Here is a 16348-nt window from a genome sequence, read left to right on the forward strand (position 1 = left end):
ACTTGGAGGCAGCTCGCCCGGAAGCCCTCGCGTTCGTTCCTCTCCGTGACTGTGCGGGCGCAGGACCCTCCTTTGGACCGGAGCTGCGTTCACACGGCGAGCGTTACTTCAGGCAGCCATCGAGCGCGAGAACCAGTCGACGGTAAGGGCCAGGCCCTGGCTCCAGCCGGTCCGGGGCCGCCAGCCCAGGCGTTCGAGGGCGAGCCGGGTGTCGGGGCGGCGCCGGGCGGGATCGTCCACGGGGCGGTCCACGAACCGGATCCGGGAGGCGGATCCGGTGAGCTCGACGATGCGGCGGGCCAGTTCCAGCACGGTGATCTCCTCGCCGCCGCCGATGTTCACGGGGCCGGTCTCGCGGGAGGCGGCCAGGGCGAGGACGCCGGTGACGGTGTCGTCGACATAGCACAGGGAGCGGGTCTGGCTGCCATCGCCGGCGACGGTGAGCGGCATCCCGTCCAGAGCCTGCGCGATGAAGGTGGGTACCGCGCGGCCGTCGCCGGTGCGCATGCGGGGGCCGTAGGTGTTGAAGATGCGCACGATGGCGGTGTCGGTGCCGTGCACCTGACGGTGGGCGGTGACCAGGGCCTCGGCGAAGCGCTTGGACTCGTCGTAGACGCTGCGCGGCCCGATGGGATTGACGTTGCCCCAGTACGTCTCGCGCTGCGGGTGCTCCAACGGGTCGCCGTACACCTCGGAGGTGGAAGCGAGGACGAGGCGCGCGCCGTCGGCGCGGGCCCGCTCCAGGGCGTTGCGGGTGCCGGTGCTGCCGACGTCGAGGGTCTCCAGGGGGAGCCGCAGGTAGTCGGCGGGCGAGGCGGGACAGGCGAAGTGCAGCACCAGGTCGAACCTGCCGGGCAGAGCCGCGAGGGCGTCGGGGGCGGTGGCGTCGGCGCACACGAAGCGGAAGCCGCGGTACCGCTCCAGTTCGGAGACGTTGGCCCGGGATCCGGTGACCAGGTTGTCCACGCACACGACCTCACTGCCAGCCTCGGCCAGCCGTGCGCACAGGTGGGATCCGACGAATCCCGCTCCGCCGGTCACCAGGGCCCTGCGCCAGGGGTGTCCGCTCACGGGGTCCCTCCTCGCTCTCGCGTCGACTCGGATGTCGGTGTGAGTAGCCGGATCGGGTTGCCGCATGCGTGCGGTTGTGCCGGCTCGGTGACCGCGCGTCGCTTCGGTGGCCCCTGAACGACCACACGGGGTCCGTAGCGTGCCGACCGGCCGGCACGACTCCGCGCGTCTGCGGGCGGACCGGGGCCTCCACCGAACCGGAGCCGACCCATGCCACGGACGGTGTCGCCCACTTCGCCGGGGCGGACGGGCCGACATGCGCCGTCCCCTCTGCTGTGGCCACGATGTACCTGCCGGCCGACCCGGTACGACGGGCCTACCGGAGGACCGTCAGGACAGCGAGGAGACCGCCATGGCGAGCATCAGCCCGATCGACCTGCAGAAGGCACTCAAGGGCGCCGAGTACCCTGCCAGCCGCGACGACCTGGTCACGCTGGCCAAGGACAACGGTGCGGACGACACCCTCGTGGAGAAGCTCGGCGATGCCCCCGCGGACGAGTTCGACGGCCCGAACGATGTCCAGAAGGCCGTATTCGGGAACGAATAAGCCCGAACGGCTGTCGAGGACGCCGGTGGTGGGCCGCCGACCCCCTCGAAGGATGGGATGAGGGCCGGCGGGCCGGCGCAGCCGGGCGGAGAGACGGTCCGCCGCTCCGAGGGCACCGACGGTGGGCCGTAGCCGGACCACGCGGGATGAGACCCGCGTGCCGGGTTCGTCGTGTGTCTCTCGCCCTGCTTCGGGCACCCGGCCCGGCAACGGACCGAAGGAGGAAAAGTGCAGCTGTCTTTCCTGCAACCGCTCTTCGACCGCCCGGGCCCGTGGGCCACCGTGTACTTCGACCCCGCCCAGAACGACGAGTCGGGTGCCAAGCGGCGTGAACTGTCCGTGCGCGAAGCGTGCCGGACGCTCGAGGAGGAGGGTGCCGACGCCGCGACGACGGAAGCGGTGCGCGACGCCCTCCTGCGGATCGAACCCGCGGAGGACCCGGCGGGCCGAGTGGTCTTCGCGGCCGGGGGCGAGGTGGTGCTCAGCCACCGGCTCTCCCGCCCGCCGCAGCGGCCGATCGCCTCCTGGGCCTCGCTGCCCCGGCTGACGCCGCTGCTGGAACTGGCGGGTCAGGACCCGGTCTGCCTCGTGGCGTACATCGACCGGACGGGTGCCGACTTCGAGCTGCGCGGGGCGGCCGGCCCGCGGTCCGCGGGACAGGTCGAGGGGCAGCAGCACCCCGTGCATCGCACGGCTTCGTCCGACTGGTCCGAGCGGCACTTCCAGCTCAAGGTCGAGAACACCTGGGAGCGCAACGCCGGTGAGATCGCCGAAGCGCTGAGTGCGGTCTACGAGGAATCCGGAGCCGACCTGGTCGTCCTGGCCGGTGACCCCCGCGAGCGGCCGGCCGTGCACGAGAGGCTCCCCGAAGCGGTCCGCCGGGTCACAACGGAGACCGAACACGGCGGTCGCGCCGCGGGGTCGGCCTCCGCTGCGCTGGAGGAGGCCATCGAGGAGGCCCGGCGGCGGTACACGCGTCACCGTGTCGAGGAGGCGCTCGACCGCTTCCGTGCCGGCCGCGTGGGCACCGACCGGCCCACGGAGGCGGTGGAAGGCATCCCGGCGCTGGTGGAAGCGGCCCGGGAACACCGCATCGACACGCTGCTCGTCCGGCCCGACGGACCGGAGCTGGACCGTGAGACGTGGGTGGGCGCCCGGCCCGACCAGGTCGCGGCGCGCCGGAGCGACGCCCGGACGCTGGGGGTGAGCGATCCGACGGCAGTACGCGCGGACGACGCGTTGCTACGCGCAGCCGCCGTCACGGCCGCCGACGTACTGGTCGTCCCCCCGGCGGACGAGGACGACACGGAAACCAGGGACATTCCTACGGGCGGCCTGGGCGCTCTTCTGCGCTGGACCTACGAGACGACTCCGGCGTGACGGCGACACAGCCGAGAATGCGAGGTGTGGAGACATGACGGAACGAGGCAGCAACCCGATCAGTCCGCGTACCGACGACGAGATGAAGCACGAGCTGGAAGGACACCTGCGTTCCGGCCGGCCGACCCACGTGGAGGAAGCGAGCGCCCCGGAGCCGCCGGCGGACGATGACATCCGGGTGGACCCGGGCGGACCGGTTCCCCCTCCAGGCGAGGAACGCGACCGGGCGCGCGCCGAGGCGGAGGCGGATTCCCTGCGTCTCGAACTGGCACGCCACCTGGACCGCACGGTCTTCCCCGCCGACCGGCGGTCGGTGCTGGAGGCCCTTGAAGCACACCACGCACCGGACCCGGTGCTGGAGGCGGCGCGGGACCTCCCGGAGGACGATGGCACGTACACCAACGTGACCGAGATCGTCGAGGCACTCGGCCACCGACCCACACGGTGACGACGAGAAGCCGGCGGACGGCTCCCGCGCGGCGCGGGTCACGCACGGGAGCTGAGACGCCGAGAAAGAAGTGGTACAGCCAGGCCCCCGCGGTGCCGACGCTTGGTGGTGTCTCGGCTTAGCTTGCACCGCAAACTTCCCTCGGTCCGGGGTTTTTGGCAGATGGCTGCCGTGCCACGAAGCCCAGGTCATCCTGCGTTCCACCGGTGGACTCTATGGAGATGGCTGTGGCGGACATGGCTCAGCGTCCCGCCTGCCGGTGCAGTTCCCACGCCTTCTCGCGCAAGTCCGCGTCGAGGAGCAGGTCCGCGGCCGTGCAGGCCAGCGCGCCGGTGACGGCGACGAGCACGTCGCGGGCCCGCGGAGAGGCGGCTGCCGCGGCGAACTCGGGGGTGTGGTCGGACCCGTCATTCATGATGGCGACGAAAGGGTGGATGGCGGGCACGCGTGTACTGACGTTGCCGATGTCCGACGACCCCAGGTAGACGCCCGGTGCGGGCGGCGTCAGCTCGATCCCCGCCTCGGACAGGCGTTCGGTGAACGTCTCGGACAGCGGGCCGCTGTCACGGAAGTGCTCGTAGCGGAGCGTGGCCCGTTCCACCTCGACACGAGTGCCTGTGGCGTGGGCGACGCCCTCGGCGGCGGCGCGCAACTGCCCGGTCAGGTCCTCCAACTCCTCGTTCGTCGCCGCGCGCAGGCCGAACAGCCCCTCCGCGTACTCAGGGACGATGTTGGTGGCCTTGCCTCCGTCGGTGACGATTCCCTGGATGTGGGAGGCCGCCGGCAGACGCCTGCCCAGGGCGGTCAGGACGTTGAACAGCTCGACCAGCGCCAGGAGAGCGTCGACGCCCTCGGTCGGGTTGCCGGTGGGGTGCGCGGCGCGGCCGTGGAAGGCCACCCGGTACTGCACCTGCGCGGTCAGCGGGGCCCGCGTCCAGTCGTACACGCCCGGGTGGAACATCAGCGCGGCGTCGACGTCGTCGAACACGCCGGCCTCCACCTCCAGGACCTTTCCGCCCCCGCCCTCCTCTGCCGGCGTCCCGACCGCCATCACCCGTCCGGCCGAGGCGTCCAGCACCGTGTCCAGCGCGAGCGCCGTTCCCAGACCGGCGGCTGCGATGAGGTTGTGCCCGCAGGCGTGGCCGAGGCCAGGCAGGGCGTCGTACTCCAGCAGCAGTGCCACGGCGGGGCGGCCGTGGCCCGAGCGGGCGGTGAACGCGGTGGGCATTCCGGCCGCCCCGCGCTCGACCTCGAAACCGGCGCTCTCCAGCGCATCCGTCAGCAGCGCCGCGGCCCGGTGCTCGGAGAAGGCGTGCTCGGGGTGAGCATGCAGCTCCAGGGCGGTCTCCCAGACAAGATGCGCCCGTTTCGCGACCTCCGCGCGCAGTCTCTCGTGGACGTCGGCATGCACAGCGTCGCCGGAAGGCGTACGGGTCACCTGGCCTCCTCGGATCAGGGTGCGGTCGTCGGTCTTCGCGTCGTGCACCCTCGGGTGCCGTCAACCGGGCGTCGGCACACCTCCGGGTTTCAATCCGGGACATCGGTGCAACACGTCCGGTGCGCTCTCGAACGACGCGGAGCGACGACGCCGTGCCGGAAACGGCCGGCGGAGGACGACCGCTGGGAGGAACGATGGATCACTCGCGGGTACCCGTGCTGGAGGCGCTCGAGGAGTTCCGGCGTCGTGGGGACGTGGTCTTCGGCCCGCCGGGGCACAAGCAGGGCCGAGGCGTGGACCCGCGGGTGGCGGACATCGTCGGGCTCGACGTGTTCCGGTCGGACGTACTGTCCCTCAACGGATTGGACGACCGCCGTCAGTCCCAAGGAGTGCTCGGTCAGGCCCAGGAACTGATGGCCGACGCGGTAGGGGCCGAACAGGCGTCCTTCTCCACCTGTGGCAGCTCCCTGTCGGTCAAGACCGCCATGTTGGCCGTGGCCGGCCCCGGCGAGAAACTGCTGTTGTCCCGCAACGCGCACAAGTCGGTGATCGCGGCCGTCGTCGTCAACGGTGTGGAGCCGATCTGGGTGCACCCGAAGTTCGACGCCGAACGGCACCTGGCACACCCGCCGGAGCCCGAGGACGTCCGGCGCCGCCTTGAGGAGCACCCGGACGCGAAGGGCATGCTGCTGATCACTCCCACCGACTGGGGCACCTGTGCGGATGTGGCGGGCGTGGCCCGGGTCTGCCACGAGTTCGACGTCCCGCTGATTGTCGACGAGGCGTGGGGGGCCCACCTTCCGTTCCATCCCGGGCTGCCGGCCTGGGGCATGGACGCCGAGGCCGACCTGGTGGTCACCAGCGTCCACAAGATGGGCGGGGCCATCGAGCAGAGCTCCGTCTTCCACCTCCAGTACGACCGGGTGTCGCCGGAGGCCCTCAAGCAGCGGGAGGACCTGCTGGGCACCACCAGCGCCTCCTCCCTGGTCTACGCGACCCTCGACGGCTGGCGCCGTCAGATGGTCGAACACGGACACGATCTCCTGGAGGCCGCGCTGCACCGTGCGGAGCGCATCCGGTCGGCCGTCGGCGATCTGCCCGGCTTGCGGCCCATGGGCGGGGAGGTCGTCGAGGAAGGGTTCGCCGCCGCGTTCGACCCGCTGAAAATGGTGATCGACGTACGGGAACTGGGCATCAGCGGCATGCAGGCGGCCGAGTGGCTGCGGGCGAACCGGCGGGTGGACGTCGGCGGCTCCGACACCTGCCGGATCAGCGCGTCCATCACGCACGCCGACGACGACGAGACCGAGAAGGTCCTGCTGGACGCCCTGCGCGCCCTGGTCGAGGGCGCCGACTCCATCGAGAAGCAGCCGCCGGTGCGCCTGCCCGAGCCCTCATCCCTGGAACTGGAGCAGGCGATGCTGCCGCGGGAGGCGTTCTTCGCCCCGGTGGAGCACGTGCCCGCCGAGCGCGCGGCGGGACGGATCGCCGCGGAGATGATCAGCCCGTACCCGCCGGGGGTGCCCGTCGTCGCTCCCGGTGAAGTCATCACCGACGAGGTGTTGGACTACCTGCGCAGCGGTGTCGAGCATGGGGAGTCCGGACGCGGCCGACCCTTCGCTCAAGACGCTCCGCGTGGTGGCGCGGGACTGACGACGGTTGATCGAAGACGGCGCCTGCCCACCACCCGGCCGCGCGAAAGGCTCGGGTGCGCGGGCGTCAGCCCAGGGAGGCGAGCAGGTCGTTGCACGCCTCCTCGCAGCGGCGGCACGCCTCGGCGCAGACGCGGCAGTGCTCGTGCTGCTCGGCGTGGCTCGCGCACTCGTCACCGCAGGCTTTGCAGACGGTGGCGCACGCCGTCAGGACGGCCCGGGTGACGTTGGCGTCGTAACCCGTGTGGCGGGAGAGGACGGCGGCCGTGGCGGCGCAGATGTCGGCGCAGTCGGCGTCGGTCCTGATGCACTTGGTCAGTTCGGCGACCATTTCCTCCGACAGACACGCGTCCGCGCACGCCGTGCACGCTTGAGCGCAGGCGACGCACTCCTCGATGCAGCGGGCGAGCTTCTCACGGTCCACACCGCCCAGGTCGGCAGGGTAAGCGGCGAGCATGTCCCGGACAGCAACGTTCATGTGAGTCTCCAGTAAGTGCGGTGGCAGTGGGAACCCGAATGAGCCCCGACCCTTGACGCGTAACACCGAACGACGGTGGGGAAACCCGCCCGGACGCGAAGGCGCCCATGGCGGCGAGCCCCAGTTCGCGAAGGCCGACCTCGGGAACGGGCGCCACCTGTCCTCACCAGGTATGCGCTGTCGCCTGCAGTAGGCTGACGGGGACAAGGTGTTCCGGGCTTCCCGTCTTCATCAGCCACCAGCAGGCCCAGGCCCCCGACGAGGGCGACGGACGGACGCGGGCAGTCCCCTTTTGAGGGGAATCGACCGTGGCGGCGTACGAGGACCCGGCCCGCATACTGACCGCCCTGACCCGGGCCAGTCACCTGTCGACGTTCGAGGACCTGCCCGCCCTGGTGGCCGCCCACGCCACCCGGGCGGGCCTGGGCAGGGTCGGCATCTTCCTGGCCGACCTGCAGCAGGACGTGCTGCGTGAACTGACCGGCCGCGGTCTGGACGCCGGGCACGGGGGCGAGGAGCTGCGCATCGACGCCACCCTCGCGGGCAGGGCCTTCCAGCAGGGTCTGGGCGGTGCCGTGTCCGACGGCCGGGGACGGCACTGGGTGCCAATACTGGACGGCACCGAGCGTCTGGGCGTCCTGCGGGTGGATGCCGTACCGGCCGGGGGAGCGGACGGGAAGGCGAGGGAGGATCTGGCCTCCCTGCTGGGCCTGCTGCTGGTGTCCAAGCGCGCTTACAGCGACTCGTACGCCCGGCTGACCCGCACCCGGCCCATGAGCCCCTCGGCCGAGATGCAGTGGACCCTGATGCCGCCGCAGGTGTTCTCGAACGGCAGGGTAACGATCGCCGCGGCCATGGAACCGGCCTACGAGACGGCAGGTGACGCCTTCGACTACGCGCTGGCCGGTCAAACCGTCCATCTGGCTCTGTTCGACGCCATGGGACACGACACGGCCGCCGGGCTGACGGCGAACCTGGCCGTCGCCACCTGTCGCAGCCACCGCCGTCGGGGCGCCGGCCTCGCCGAGACCGGCACCGCCATCGAAGCGGCGCTCATGGAGCAGTTCCACCGTGCCCGCTACGCCACCGGCGTCATCGCCGACCTCGACCTCGACACCGGACATCTGAGCTGGGTCAACTACGGTCACCCGCCACCGGTGCTGATCCGGGGCGGCCGCTGGACCACCATCCTGAAGTGCCCGCCCACGCATCCTCTGGGTACCGACCTCGGCCTGACCCCCACCGTCTGCCGGGAGCAGCTGGAACCCGGTGACCGGCTGCTGTTCCACACCGACGGCATCACCGAAGCCCGCGACGCCAAGGGGCGCATGTTCGGACTCGACCGTTTCGTCGACTTCCTCGTCCGCCATCACGCGGACGAGGTCTCGCTTCCCGAAACCCTTCGCCGCCTGGTCCACTCGGTCCTCGACTACCACGACGGTGTGCTGGACGACGACGCCACCGTCCTGTGCTGCGCATGGCACGGCCCCGGGAGCCAGGGCGCCGCCGTGTGAGCGACCGCCCGGTGCCACGGCAGCCGCCACCGGGGTGGTGGTGACGGGGGAGTAGCGTGGGAATGCGAACGCCATGCCCTACGGCCACGACTCATGCCGGTCGGTGGCCGCATCGGAGTCCCTTGCGGATCTGGAGTCCGTCGGCCCTGGTGACACAGCGAACGACCGATCTGCGACCGAGGCTCAGCTCCCGGATCACCGCGAAGGGATACCAGATGAACGCCGAGGGCCCGTACGACAGCGGCCACATCACCCGGTGGCTGCTGGAAACCGAGTCCGTGGAGGACTTCCTCCAGACCCTGGCCGACACCGCCCTGGAACTGGTTCCCTGCGAAGGCATTGGAGTGACGCTGGAGCGGGACGGCCGGCCCCTCACGGTGGTCAGCGCGGGAATCGCGGCCCCCAAGCTCGACGAGAAACAGTACGGTCAGGACAACGGCCCCTGCCTTCAGGCCCTGCGCAGCGGTAAGGAAATCACCGTCGGGGACATGCTGGACGAGACCCGGTGGGGCGACTATCCCGCCTATGCCGCCTCCTGCGGTGTTCGCTCCTCCCTCTCCCTGCCAATCGCCGCCCACACCGACACCGCGGGCGCGCTCAACCTCTACGCCGACCCGCCCGACGCGTTCGCCGACACCGACCTCGCAGCTCTGCGCGCCCTTGCCCTTCAGGCGAGCGAGGGCATCGCCCTGTCCCAGCGGATCAGTGACGCCCAGGAGTCCGCCGACCAGATGCAGACCGCCATGCGGTCGCGCAGCGTCATCGACCAAGCGCTCGGCATCATCATGGGCCAGCGCCACTGCACCGCCGACGAAGCGTTCGGCATCCTGCGTTCCGCCTCCCAGCACCGCAACGTCAAACTCCGGGACGTGTGTGTCCAGTTGGTCACCAGTGTCACCGGGCGCCCTCCCGTGGACCCTGGCTTCAGGCGCCGCGGCTGAAAGAGGCCCGGGGGAAAGGGTGGCGGTTTCTAGGGGTCGTCGCAACACGTGGTCGTGTTGATCAGGCCGTGAGCAGTTTATGCAGGCGCTCGGCTGGGGTTTCCCGGCCGAGCGTTTTGCGTGGGCGGCCGTTGAGTTCCGCGGCGACGGCCGCCAGGTGCTCGCCGGTGTGGATCGACAGATCGGTGCCCTTGGGGAAGTACTGCCGCAGCAGACCGTTGGTGTTCTCGTTCGAGCCACGCTGCCAGGGACTGGCCGGGTCACAGAGGTAGACCGGGACGTCGGTGGCGATGCTGAAGCTCTTGTGGGTGGCCATCTCGGCGCCCTGATCCCGGGTGAGCGAGCGGACCAGGTGCCCGGGCAGCGTCCGGACGGTGTCCACCAGAGCGTCCCGGACGTGTTCGGCGCTGCGGCCGTCAGGCAGGTGCAGGAGCATCACGTAGCGGGTGGCACGTTCGACGAGAGTGCCGATGGCCGAGGTGCCGTCCTTGCCGATGATCAGGTCGCCTTCCCAGTGGCCGGGCACGGCCCGGTCTTCGGCCTCGGCGGGACGTTCACTGATCATGACCACGGGGTCCCGGGAGCGGGGCTGCCGGCTGCGGGTCTGCCGCCGGGGCTTGCGGCGGGTGCGTCCCGAGCGCAGTGCGCTGGCCAGCTCACGGCGCAGTTCCCCGCGGCCCTGGACGTAGAGGGCCTGGTAGACCGTCTCGTGGGCCACGTGCAACTCCGGCCGGTCGGGAAACTGTGCCTTCAGAGCGTGGCATATCTGTTGCGGGCTCCACCGGCGGTCCAGGCCGGCCTGGACGAAGTCCCGCAGCTCAGGAATCCGGTGGATCTTCCGCGGCTTGGGGCGGGGGCGGCGGCTGTCCGCGCGGGCCCGAGCGGCGTAGGGCCGGTAGTGCCACTGACCGGTGGTGCCCGTGGTGCGGTTGCGGCGGATCTCGCGGCTGATGGTGGACGGGCTGCGGCCCAGCTCGGCGGCGATGGCCCTGATCGGTGCTTTCTCCCGTACTCGGTCAGCGATGTAGAGCCGCTCGTCCTGGCTCAGGCACCGCTGCGAGGAAACCGAAGGCGGCGCCACCGGACGAACCGGTGGCGCCGCCTTGTTTCGGCCGGACGGTCTGCGTCCGTTGCGCCAGCGCCTGCCGGTCTTCGAGTTCACCCCGACGATCCGGCACGCGTCCTCGTTGCTCACGCCCTGCTGCATGAGCTGGAAGTATGCAGCTCGCTCAGCGGACAGCTTCTTGCGGCCCTGAGGGCTCCGCACCTTCCGAATCTCGAAGTCCATCGCATCCCCTGAACTGGGGTGTTGCGACGACCACTAGCACGGAAGGGTCAGTTCCGGCCGAGGGCCCTGGCGAGCTGGTCCTTGTTCATCGTGGACCTGCCCTCGACGCCCTTCTTCTTCGCCTCCTGGTACAGCTGGTCCCGCGTCGGGCCACCGCCTGAGCTCCGCCGCGCGAGGAACCGGACTTCTCGCCGGCGCGTTGGGACGGTGACTTGCCCTTCGTGGAGCTACGGCTGGCGAGCTTCGCCTCGCCGGACTGTGCACGCTCCTTGTTCACGGTTCGGGCGGCGATTTCCTTGGCCCGGCCTTTGGACGCCCCGCGGTCCTCGGCGCTGTCCTTGATGTGCTCGTACTGACGCTCCCGCTTGGGACTGGAGCCTGCAGGCATGATCGTCTCCTCCTGCTGTCGGCCGTTCGCACGTCCCGGCTTGATGAGTGCCGGAACGGGCTGCCCGCGTTGCGGCGGCCAAACGGCCTTGACGGCGGGCCCTCCCGATGGCACCGCGCGAACGTTGATCCGCTGATGTTCACTCCCGGTGACCTCCAGGTGATGCGAAGCGCCGGGATGCCGCGTCACTTCAGCCGGCCTCGGTGGGGAGGCGACCGGCTTGTGCCTCACCAAGTGGTGCCGGCTTTTGGCCGAGACGCTCGCGCGGGACGCGTCGTTCCTGCAGTTGGGTGAGCAGGACGCCTTCTCGCAAGGCCCATGGGGAGAGGGTGACGTGAGCGATGCCGAGCACCGCATGGCGGCGTGCGCGATGATCGCACCGGTCAGGCACTGGCGTGTGCGGGTGGAGGAGATACCTGGCAGTTCGGCCCGTGCGGGCGCGGGCAGCTCGGCCAGGCGCCGCAGACCGGCCTTGAGATCGTGCCGGTCCAACTGGTCCGGAACCAAGGTTTCTTGCCCGCCAGTAGCCGTCCCGCACAGCTTGCCGAGCTTGTGAAAGGTGCGTGAGGTCGCCACGGCGGTGCGCGGCCCCTCCCACTGCATCCGGGCGGTGACGTCGCGCAGCTCGTGACGGACGTGACGCCGTATCCTGCTGAGCTGTTCGGGTGTCGGGGTGGCGTCTTGATCCAGATGCTCCCGTGTCAGGCGGGCGACACCGAGCGGCAGGGAAACGGCGAAGTCAGGAGTACGTCCCCGGCCGGAGGCTATTTCGAGAGAGCCGCCGCCGATGTCGAGCAGAACTATGGGCCCGGCTCGCAGGCCGATCCAGTCGCGCGCGGCCAAGTCGCCGGAAAGGACATGCACGCCCAGGCCGGTGCGCGCGCGTACCTCGGCCAGGACACACTGCTGGTTGGTAGCGTCCCGGACGGCGGCGGTCGCCACGGCGAGCGGTTCGGCCACTCCCAGTAGGCGGCCTCCCGGCGCATCCCGATGATCGTTTCCACGAGCTGTTCCACGACGTCCGAGGCGAGTCGGCCGTCGCCGGTGCACTTCTCCGCGAGCCGCAGTCGCCGCTTACTGCTGTGCAACGGCAGCGGAACGCCACCGCGTCCGTGGGCGACGACCAGCCGCACCGTGTCCGATCCCATCTCCACCACCCCGAGTCGCATGTGTGGTGAGTAACCGGCGACGGTCCTCGTACGCCTGTGCAAGTGCTCGAGAGGCTTTCTACAGCCGTGAAGGGCGAGCGCATCGGGGACCGGGTGATCCGCCGTCGTCGATCACGCCGGCGTGAGGCCGCCGGACCAGGAGTGGCCCGTCGACGGCTCGCGGCCGGATCAGGCTCTCAGCCTGTGAGAGGCGTCTTGTCCGCCCACTGGGCCCAGACATCTGGTGGCGCGCCGCGATGAGGGCGGAGGCGATGTCACGCGTACCGGTGGACACGCACAGGGTGTAGCTGACGTCGTCCAGGCGCCGCCGGGCTTCCTCACCGCCGCTCTCGGCGTGCAGCGCGCGCAGCGCCTCGTACTGCTCGACCAGGTTCTTCAACACGGCCGGGTGGGCCATCAGCATCGGGGGTCTCCCTTGGTCGCCGCCACTCGCTCGGGTCGCACACGGACCTGGGTGCCCCGAGCCCCGGCCCGCAGTCTCACGTCTTGTGGGACAAGGGGCCGGGGCTCGGGACAGGGGCGACGTCAGTCGGTGGACAGCGCCTGCAGCAGATCACCGACCTGGGGGTCGGGCAGGGAGCGGGCGACATCGGCCTGGGCGACCATGCCGACCAGGTCATGCCCGTCGATCACCGGCAGGCGGCGCACCTTGTGAGCGGACATGGTGCGCAGGATCTCCTGCACGTCGTCGTCGGCACCGATGGTGACGGCCTCACCCTGGGCCAGTTCCCCGGCCGGACAGGTGGCCGGGTCCTTGCCGGCACCCAGGACCTTCACCACGATGTCCCGGTCGGTCAGGACACCCTTCAGTTTGTTGTCGGTGCCGCAGATCGGCAGGGCGCCGACCCCGAGGTCCTTCATTTTGCGGGCCGCGTCCAGCACCGTCTCTTCGGCACCGACGCATTCGGCTCCGCCGGTCATGATGTCTCGCGCCTTGGTCATGGACTCCTCTTCTTCGGTGTGCCGCCTCCCGCGCGCGGGAGGGAGGGGCGGCGGTTGAACTGATGCGACCTGTGTTCCCGAGTGCCAGGGCTGGTAACGGGCACTTTCCTGCTCTTCCGCTCACCGCGTGCGTGCGCAGCCTGCGAGTGACGGTCGTGCGACCGTCCCCCAAGGCGTGGCACGGGGCGCGGCGGTTACCCGTCCGTCATGACTGACACACGGCCACTCGCCCTGATCACCGGCGCGTCCAGCGGAATCGGCCATGAACTGGCCCGGCAGTTCGCGCACCACGGCTACGACCTGGTGGTGAACGCCGAGGACGAAGCGCTGGAGTCCGCCGCCCAGGACCTGCGGGAGTCGGGAGCGGAGGTCCGCGCGGTGCGCGCCGATCTCCGGACCGGCGAGGGGCGCTTCCGCCTCCTCGACGCGGTCGACGGACTGACCGTCGACGTCGCCGTCCTCAACGCCGGGGTGGGCCGGGGCGGCGCCTTCGTGGACACCGATCTCGCCGACGATCAGGAGGTCATCGACCTCAATGTCACCGCGACCGTGCGGCTGGCCAAGCCGCTCCTGCGGGCCATGGTGGCGCGAGGAGCGGGACGGCTCGCCTTCACCTCGTCCGTCGCCTCGACGATGCCCGGTTCCTTCCAGCCCGTGTACAACGCGTCCAAGTCGTTCGTGCAGTCCTTCGCCCAGGCACTGGTGGAGGAGGTGAAGGACACCGGTGTGACGGTGACCGCCGTCATGCCGGGACCGACGGATACGGCCTTCTTCGACCGGGCGGGCATGGCGGACGACACGCGGATCGGCACCATGAAGAAAGACGATCCGGCACAGGTGGCCGAGCAGGCGTTCGAAGCAATCGTGACGGGTGAGACGAAGGCCGTGGCCGGGTCCTTGAAGACCAAAGTACAAGGGCTGGCGGGAAAAGTGCTGCCCGACGGGGTCAAGGCGGCGGCCCACCGGCGACTGGCGAAACCGGGAACCGGCAAGGCCCCCGAACAGCCCTCCTGAGGGGCGGACGGGCGTCGCCGCGCCCGCCCGAGGTATCTGCTCCGTCGGCGCCGAGTCCCCCTGGCTTCCGTTGCCTGACGGGAGAGCACCGGCCTCTGACGGGCGGGTAGGGCGACGTCGGCGGTACGCAGCGCTCGGACCGGCGTACCGCAGGCCGGTCCGAGGAAGAACCGCTGGCGGGAGGCTCGCCCGCTCAAAGGTGCGCAGCTCACACGGGTGTCGGCGTGCGCTCACTCGTCGTCCGCACGTCCTGTACGGCGAAGCCGCTGCGCACTCGCGCCGGGATACGCCGCAGGGAAATCCTCAGGTCCTGGTCGGGGACGGCGTAGTCGAGATCGGCAAGACGAAGCGCGAGCGCTTCGAGCAGTCCGATGGTCAGCCCTTCCCCGGGGCAGCGGTGACCGGTGCGTGGCTCGCCGCCGCCCTGCGGGACCAGTTCGTCACGCTCGACCGCGTGCTCGAGGAACCGCTCGGGGCGGAAGACGAACGGGTCGCCCCACAGCTCCTCGTCATGGTTCTGGCCGAAGACGTCGAGCAGCACCATCCCGCCGGCCGGCAGCGAGACTCCCCGCCAGGCCAGATCGCGGATGGCCAGGCCGCCGAGGAACGGGGCGAACGGGTAGAAACGGCGCACCTCGTGCGCGAACGCGGTGGCGTAGGCGGGGCCGCCGCGCAGCCGCTCACGCAGGCCGGGTTGCAGATGCAGCGCGTGCGCCGTGTAGGCGACGAACCAGCAGACCGCGACGGTGGGGCGCAGGACGTTCAGCAGCTCGACCGCGGCCGTGTGCGGGTGGAGCAGTTCGCCGTCGGCCTCGCGGTGCTCGCACACGGCGGCGAGCACCGATCCGTCAGGGGCGGCTGCCTCGCCGGCGCGCATGTCCTCGATGAGCTGGGTGAAGCGATGCTCCTGGCGGCTCCGGGCACGTCGCGCTCGCCACTGTCGTGGCCCGGCGGTGGCGAAGCCGTCGACCATGGCGACCAAGTCGCGGGCAAGGTCCTTCGGCTCTTCGGTGTCCTCGCCGAGCGGAACGCCCGCCCAGCGGCACACGCCGCGGGTGAGCACCACGCTCGCTGCGTCGAACAGCACGGTCTGCTCGGCCTCGCCCCACTGCCGGACCGCGTCGTCCCACACGGCCGTCACGTGCTCGACGAGACCGGCGATCCGGTCGGGGCGCAGCAACGGCAGGAAGAACTCCTTGCGGGCGCGGTGCGCATCGCCGTCGAGCGTGTGGACGGCGTCATGACCGAACAAGGTGCTCAGCACAGGCCCCGGCAGGGCGCCGCCGCGGCGTACGTTCCCTTCGTCGTAGAAGAACCGCACCGCTTCCGGTCCGCGCACGACGAGCGCCGGCTTGCCCAGCACCCGAGTGCGAGCCACGCCGTCGGGGCCTTCCCGCAGCACGCTGGGCAACCAGGAGTAGCCCTGGACGAGAGCCGGCAGGGAACGGTCGATCAAGGGTGCGGTCGGCATCTGCATGGCCACCGGGTGCCCGCGCCCGCAGCCGGGACACGTCGTGGTCGATACAGGAAGGCGAACAGTGAGGCGCCGGAGGCGTGGGCTGGCCGGTCCCCCTGGGTGGACTGAAGCGCGCTCTGTGCGTGCGCGCCGGTGACACCGTCCCCGCTGATCGGTATGCCGACGCCCTCGCGCTGGGGGCGGGCGTGGATGCATCGGCGGGCCAGATCGCGGACCCTCCCTCTATGGACAGCACAAGCCGCGGCCCGAGCGTGTGACACCTCCTTGGGGGAGGTGTCACCTCCGAGCAGGTGGAGCGGCGGAGCGAGCGTCTGCGCGGTGGCGAAGGAGTGCCGCATCGGCTCCGCGGTCCCGGCACGCCAGCGTTCGAGCGCGACGTACGGACCCGCGCACAGGAACAGGCGTTCCACCGCGTCTCCGACGGCGATGCTCAGCCCGGGGGTGAAATCCGGATGGGCCGCCAGGTCGGCCTCGAGTATCAGCATGTCAAGGTTGGATCGAAACTCCGCGTCGCCCACCGGGGAGCCGTCCGCCATCTTCCAGCTGGACACCGGTCTCCCGGGAGGGTCCGTACCCGCACAGCATCGATGGGATGGCCACT

General features: G+C 70.7%; 12 protein-coding genes and 4 pseudogenes. 7 read left to right on the forward strand and 9 right to left on the reverse strand.

From position 1 onward, the window contains the following. Window positions 1-108: 108 nt before the first annotated feature. Window positions 109-1071 (reverse strand): NAD-dependent epimerase/dehydratase family protein, encoded by a 963-nt coding sequence (locus QC282_RS13855; protein WP_279549623.1) that lies wholly within the window; start codon window positions 1069-1071, stop codon window positions 109-111. A 352-nt stretch (window positions 1072-1423) separates the two neighbouring features. On the opposite strand from QC282_RS13855, the gene QC282_RS13860 reads away from it, so the two are divergent. The 3 genes from QC282_RS13860 to QC282_RS13870 all read left to right on the forward strand — a co-directional run bounded on the left by QC282_RS13860 (window position 1424) and on the right by QC282_RS13870 (window position 3446). Further along, a complete protein-coding gene (locus QC282_RS13860) occupies window positions 1424-1618 on the forward strand; it encodes a DUF2795 domain-containing protein (protein ID WP_073935361.1) in 195 nt (64 codons plus the stop codon). A 228-nt stretch (window positions 1619-1846) separates the two neighbouring features. Further along, window positions 1847-2998, forward strand: coding sequence for a Vms1/Ankzf1 family peptidyl-tRNA hydrolase (locus QC282_RS13865; protein WP_279549624.1), 1152 nt, complete (start codon window positions 1847-1849; stop codon window positions 2996-2998). Window positions 2999-3032: 34 nt separating this feature from the next. Next, window positions 3033-3446: a DUF2795 domain-containing protein gene (locus QC282_RS13870; protein ID WP_279549625.1), complete on the forward strand. Its 414-nt coding sequence runs from the start codon at window positions 3033-3035 to the stop codon at window positions 3444-3446. A gap of 241 nt (window positions 3447-3687) precedes the next feature. On the opposite strand, the gene QC282_RS13875 is transcribed toward QC282_RS13870, so the two are convergent. Continuing rightward, the gene (locus QC282_RS13875; protein WP_279549626.1) at window positions 3688-4884 is read right to left on the reverse strand and encodes an amidohydrolase; all 1197 of its coding nucleotides are present in this window, start codon (window positions 4882-4884) and stop codon (window positions 3688-3690) included. A 194-nt stretch (window positions 4885-5078) separates the two neighbouring features. Between QC282_RS13875 and QC282_RS13880 the strand changes: the two are divergent. Beyond that, window positions 5079-6537, forward strand: a pseudogene (locus tag QC282_RS13880) (aminotransferase class I/II-fold pyridoxal phosphate-dependent enzyme). Between the two features lie 66 nt (window positions 6538-6603). Here QC282_RS13880 and QC282_RS13885 read toward each other — a convergent pair. Beyond that, entirely contained in the window at window positions 6604-7014 is a 411-nt protein-coding gene (locus QC282_RS13885) for a four-helix bundle copper-binding protein (RefSeq protein WP_279549627.1), read from the reverse strand. A 308-nt stretch (window positions 7015-7322) separates the two neighbouring features. Between QC282_RS13885 and QC282_RS13890 the strand changes: the two genes are divergently transcribed. Continuing rightward, window positions 7323-8528, forward strand: coding sequence for a PP2C family protein-serine/threonine phosphatase (locus tag QC282_RS13890; protein ID WP_279549628.1), 1206 nt, complete (start codon window positions 7323-7325; stop codon window positions 8526-8528). Window positions 8529-8743: 215 nt separating this feature from the next. Continuing rightward, window positions 8744-9469, forward strand: coding sequence for a GAF and ANTAR domain-containing protein (locus QC282_RS13895; protein ID WP_279549629.1), 726 nt, complete (start codon window positions 8744-8746; stop codon window positions 9467-9469). 61 nt (window positions 9470-9530) lie between these two features. Here the strand turns inward: QC282_RS13895 and QC282_RS13900 are convergent, their stop codons facing one another. From QC282_RS13900 to QC282_RS13920, 5 genes and pseudogenes are all read right to left on the reverse strand, one after another. Then, window positions 9531-10757 carry an IS30 family transposase gene (locus QC282_RS13900; RefSeq protein ID WP_279549630.1) on the reverse strand — a complete coding sequence of 409 codons (1227 nt, stop codon included), beginning with the start codon at window positions 10755-10757 and terminating at the stop codon, window positions 9531-9533. A gap of 47 nt (window positions 10758-10804) precedes the next feature. Further along, window positions 10805-11145, reverse strand: a pseudogene (locus QC282_RS13905) (plasmid stabilization protein). A gap of 411 nt (window positions 11146-11556) precedes the next feature. Continuing rightward, window positions 11557-12195: pseudogene (locus tag QC282_RS13910) on the reverse strand (hypothetical protein); the annotation flags it as partial. Window positions 12196-12531: 336 nt separating this feature from the next. Further along, a pseudogene (locus QC282_RS13915) lies at window positions 12532-12717 on the reverse strand (DUF5133 domain-containing protein); the annotation flags it as partial. Window positions 12718-12839: 122 nt separating this feature from the next. Then, the gene (locus tag QC282_RS13920; protein ID WP_189232012.1) at window positions 12840-13256 is read right to left on the reverse strand and encodes a CBS domain-containing protein; all 417 of its coding nucleotides are present in this window, start codon (window positions 13254-13256) and stop codon (window positions 12840-12842) included. A 207-nt stretch (window positions 13257-13463) separates the two neighbouring features. Here QC282_RS13920 and QC282_RS13925 point away from each other — a divergent pair, with 207 nt between their 5' ends. Further along, a complete protein-coding gene (locus QC282_RS13925) occupies window positions 13464-14270 on the forward strand; it encodes an SDR family oxidoreductase (protein ID WP_279549631.1) in 807 nt (268 codons plus the stop codon). Between the two features lie 208 nt (window positions 14271-14478). Here the strand turns inward: QC282_RS13925 and QC282_RS13930 are convergent, their stop codons facing one another. Then, window positions 14479-15747 carry a cytochrome P450 gene (locus tag QC282_RS13930; RefSeq protein ID WP_279549632.1) on the reverse strand — a complete coding sequence of 423 codons (1269 nt, stop codon included), beginning with the start codon at window positions 15745-15747 and terminating at the stop codon, window positions 14479-14481. Between the last annotated feature and the right edge of the window lie 601 nt (window positions 15748-16348).

The sequence above is a fragment of the Streptomyces sp. DH24 genome (assembly GCF_029813775.1).
In the GTDB taxonomy this organism is placed as follows: domain Bacteria; phylum Actinomycetota; class Actinomycetes; order Streptomycetales; family Streptomycetaceae; genus Streptomyces.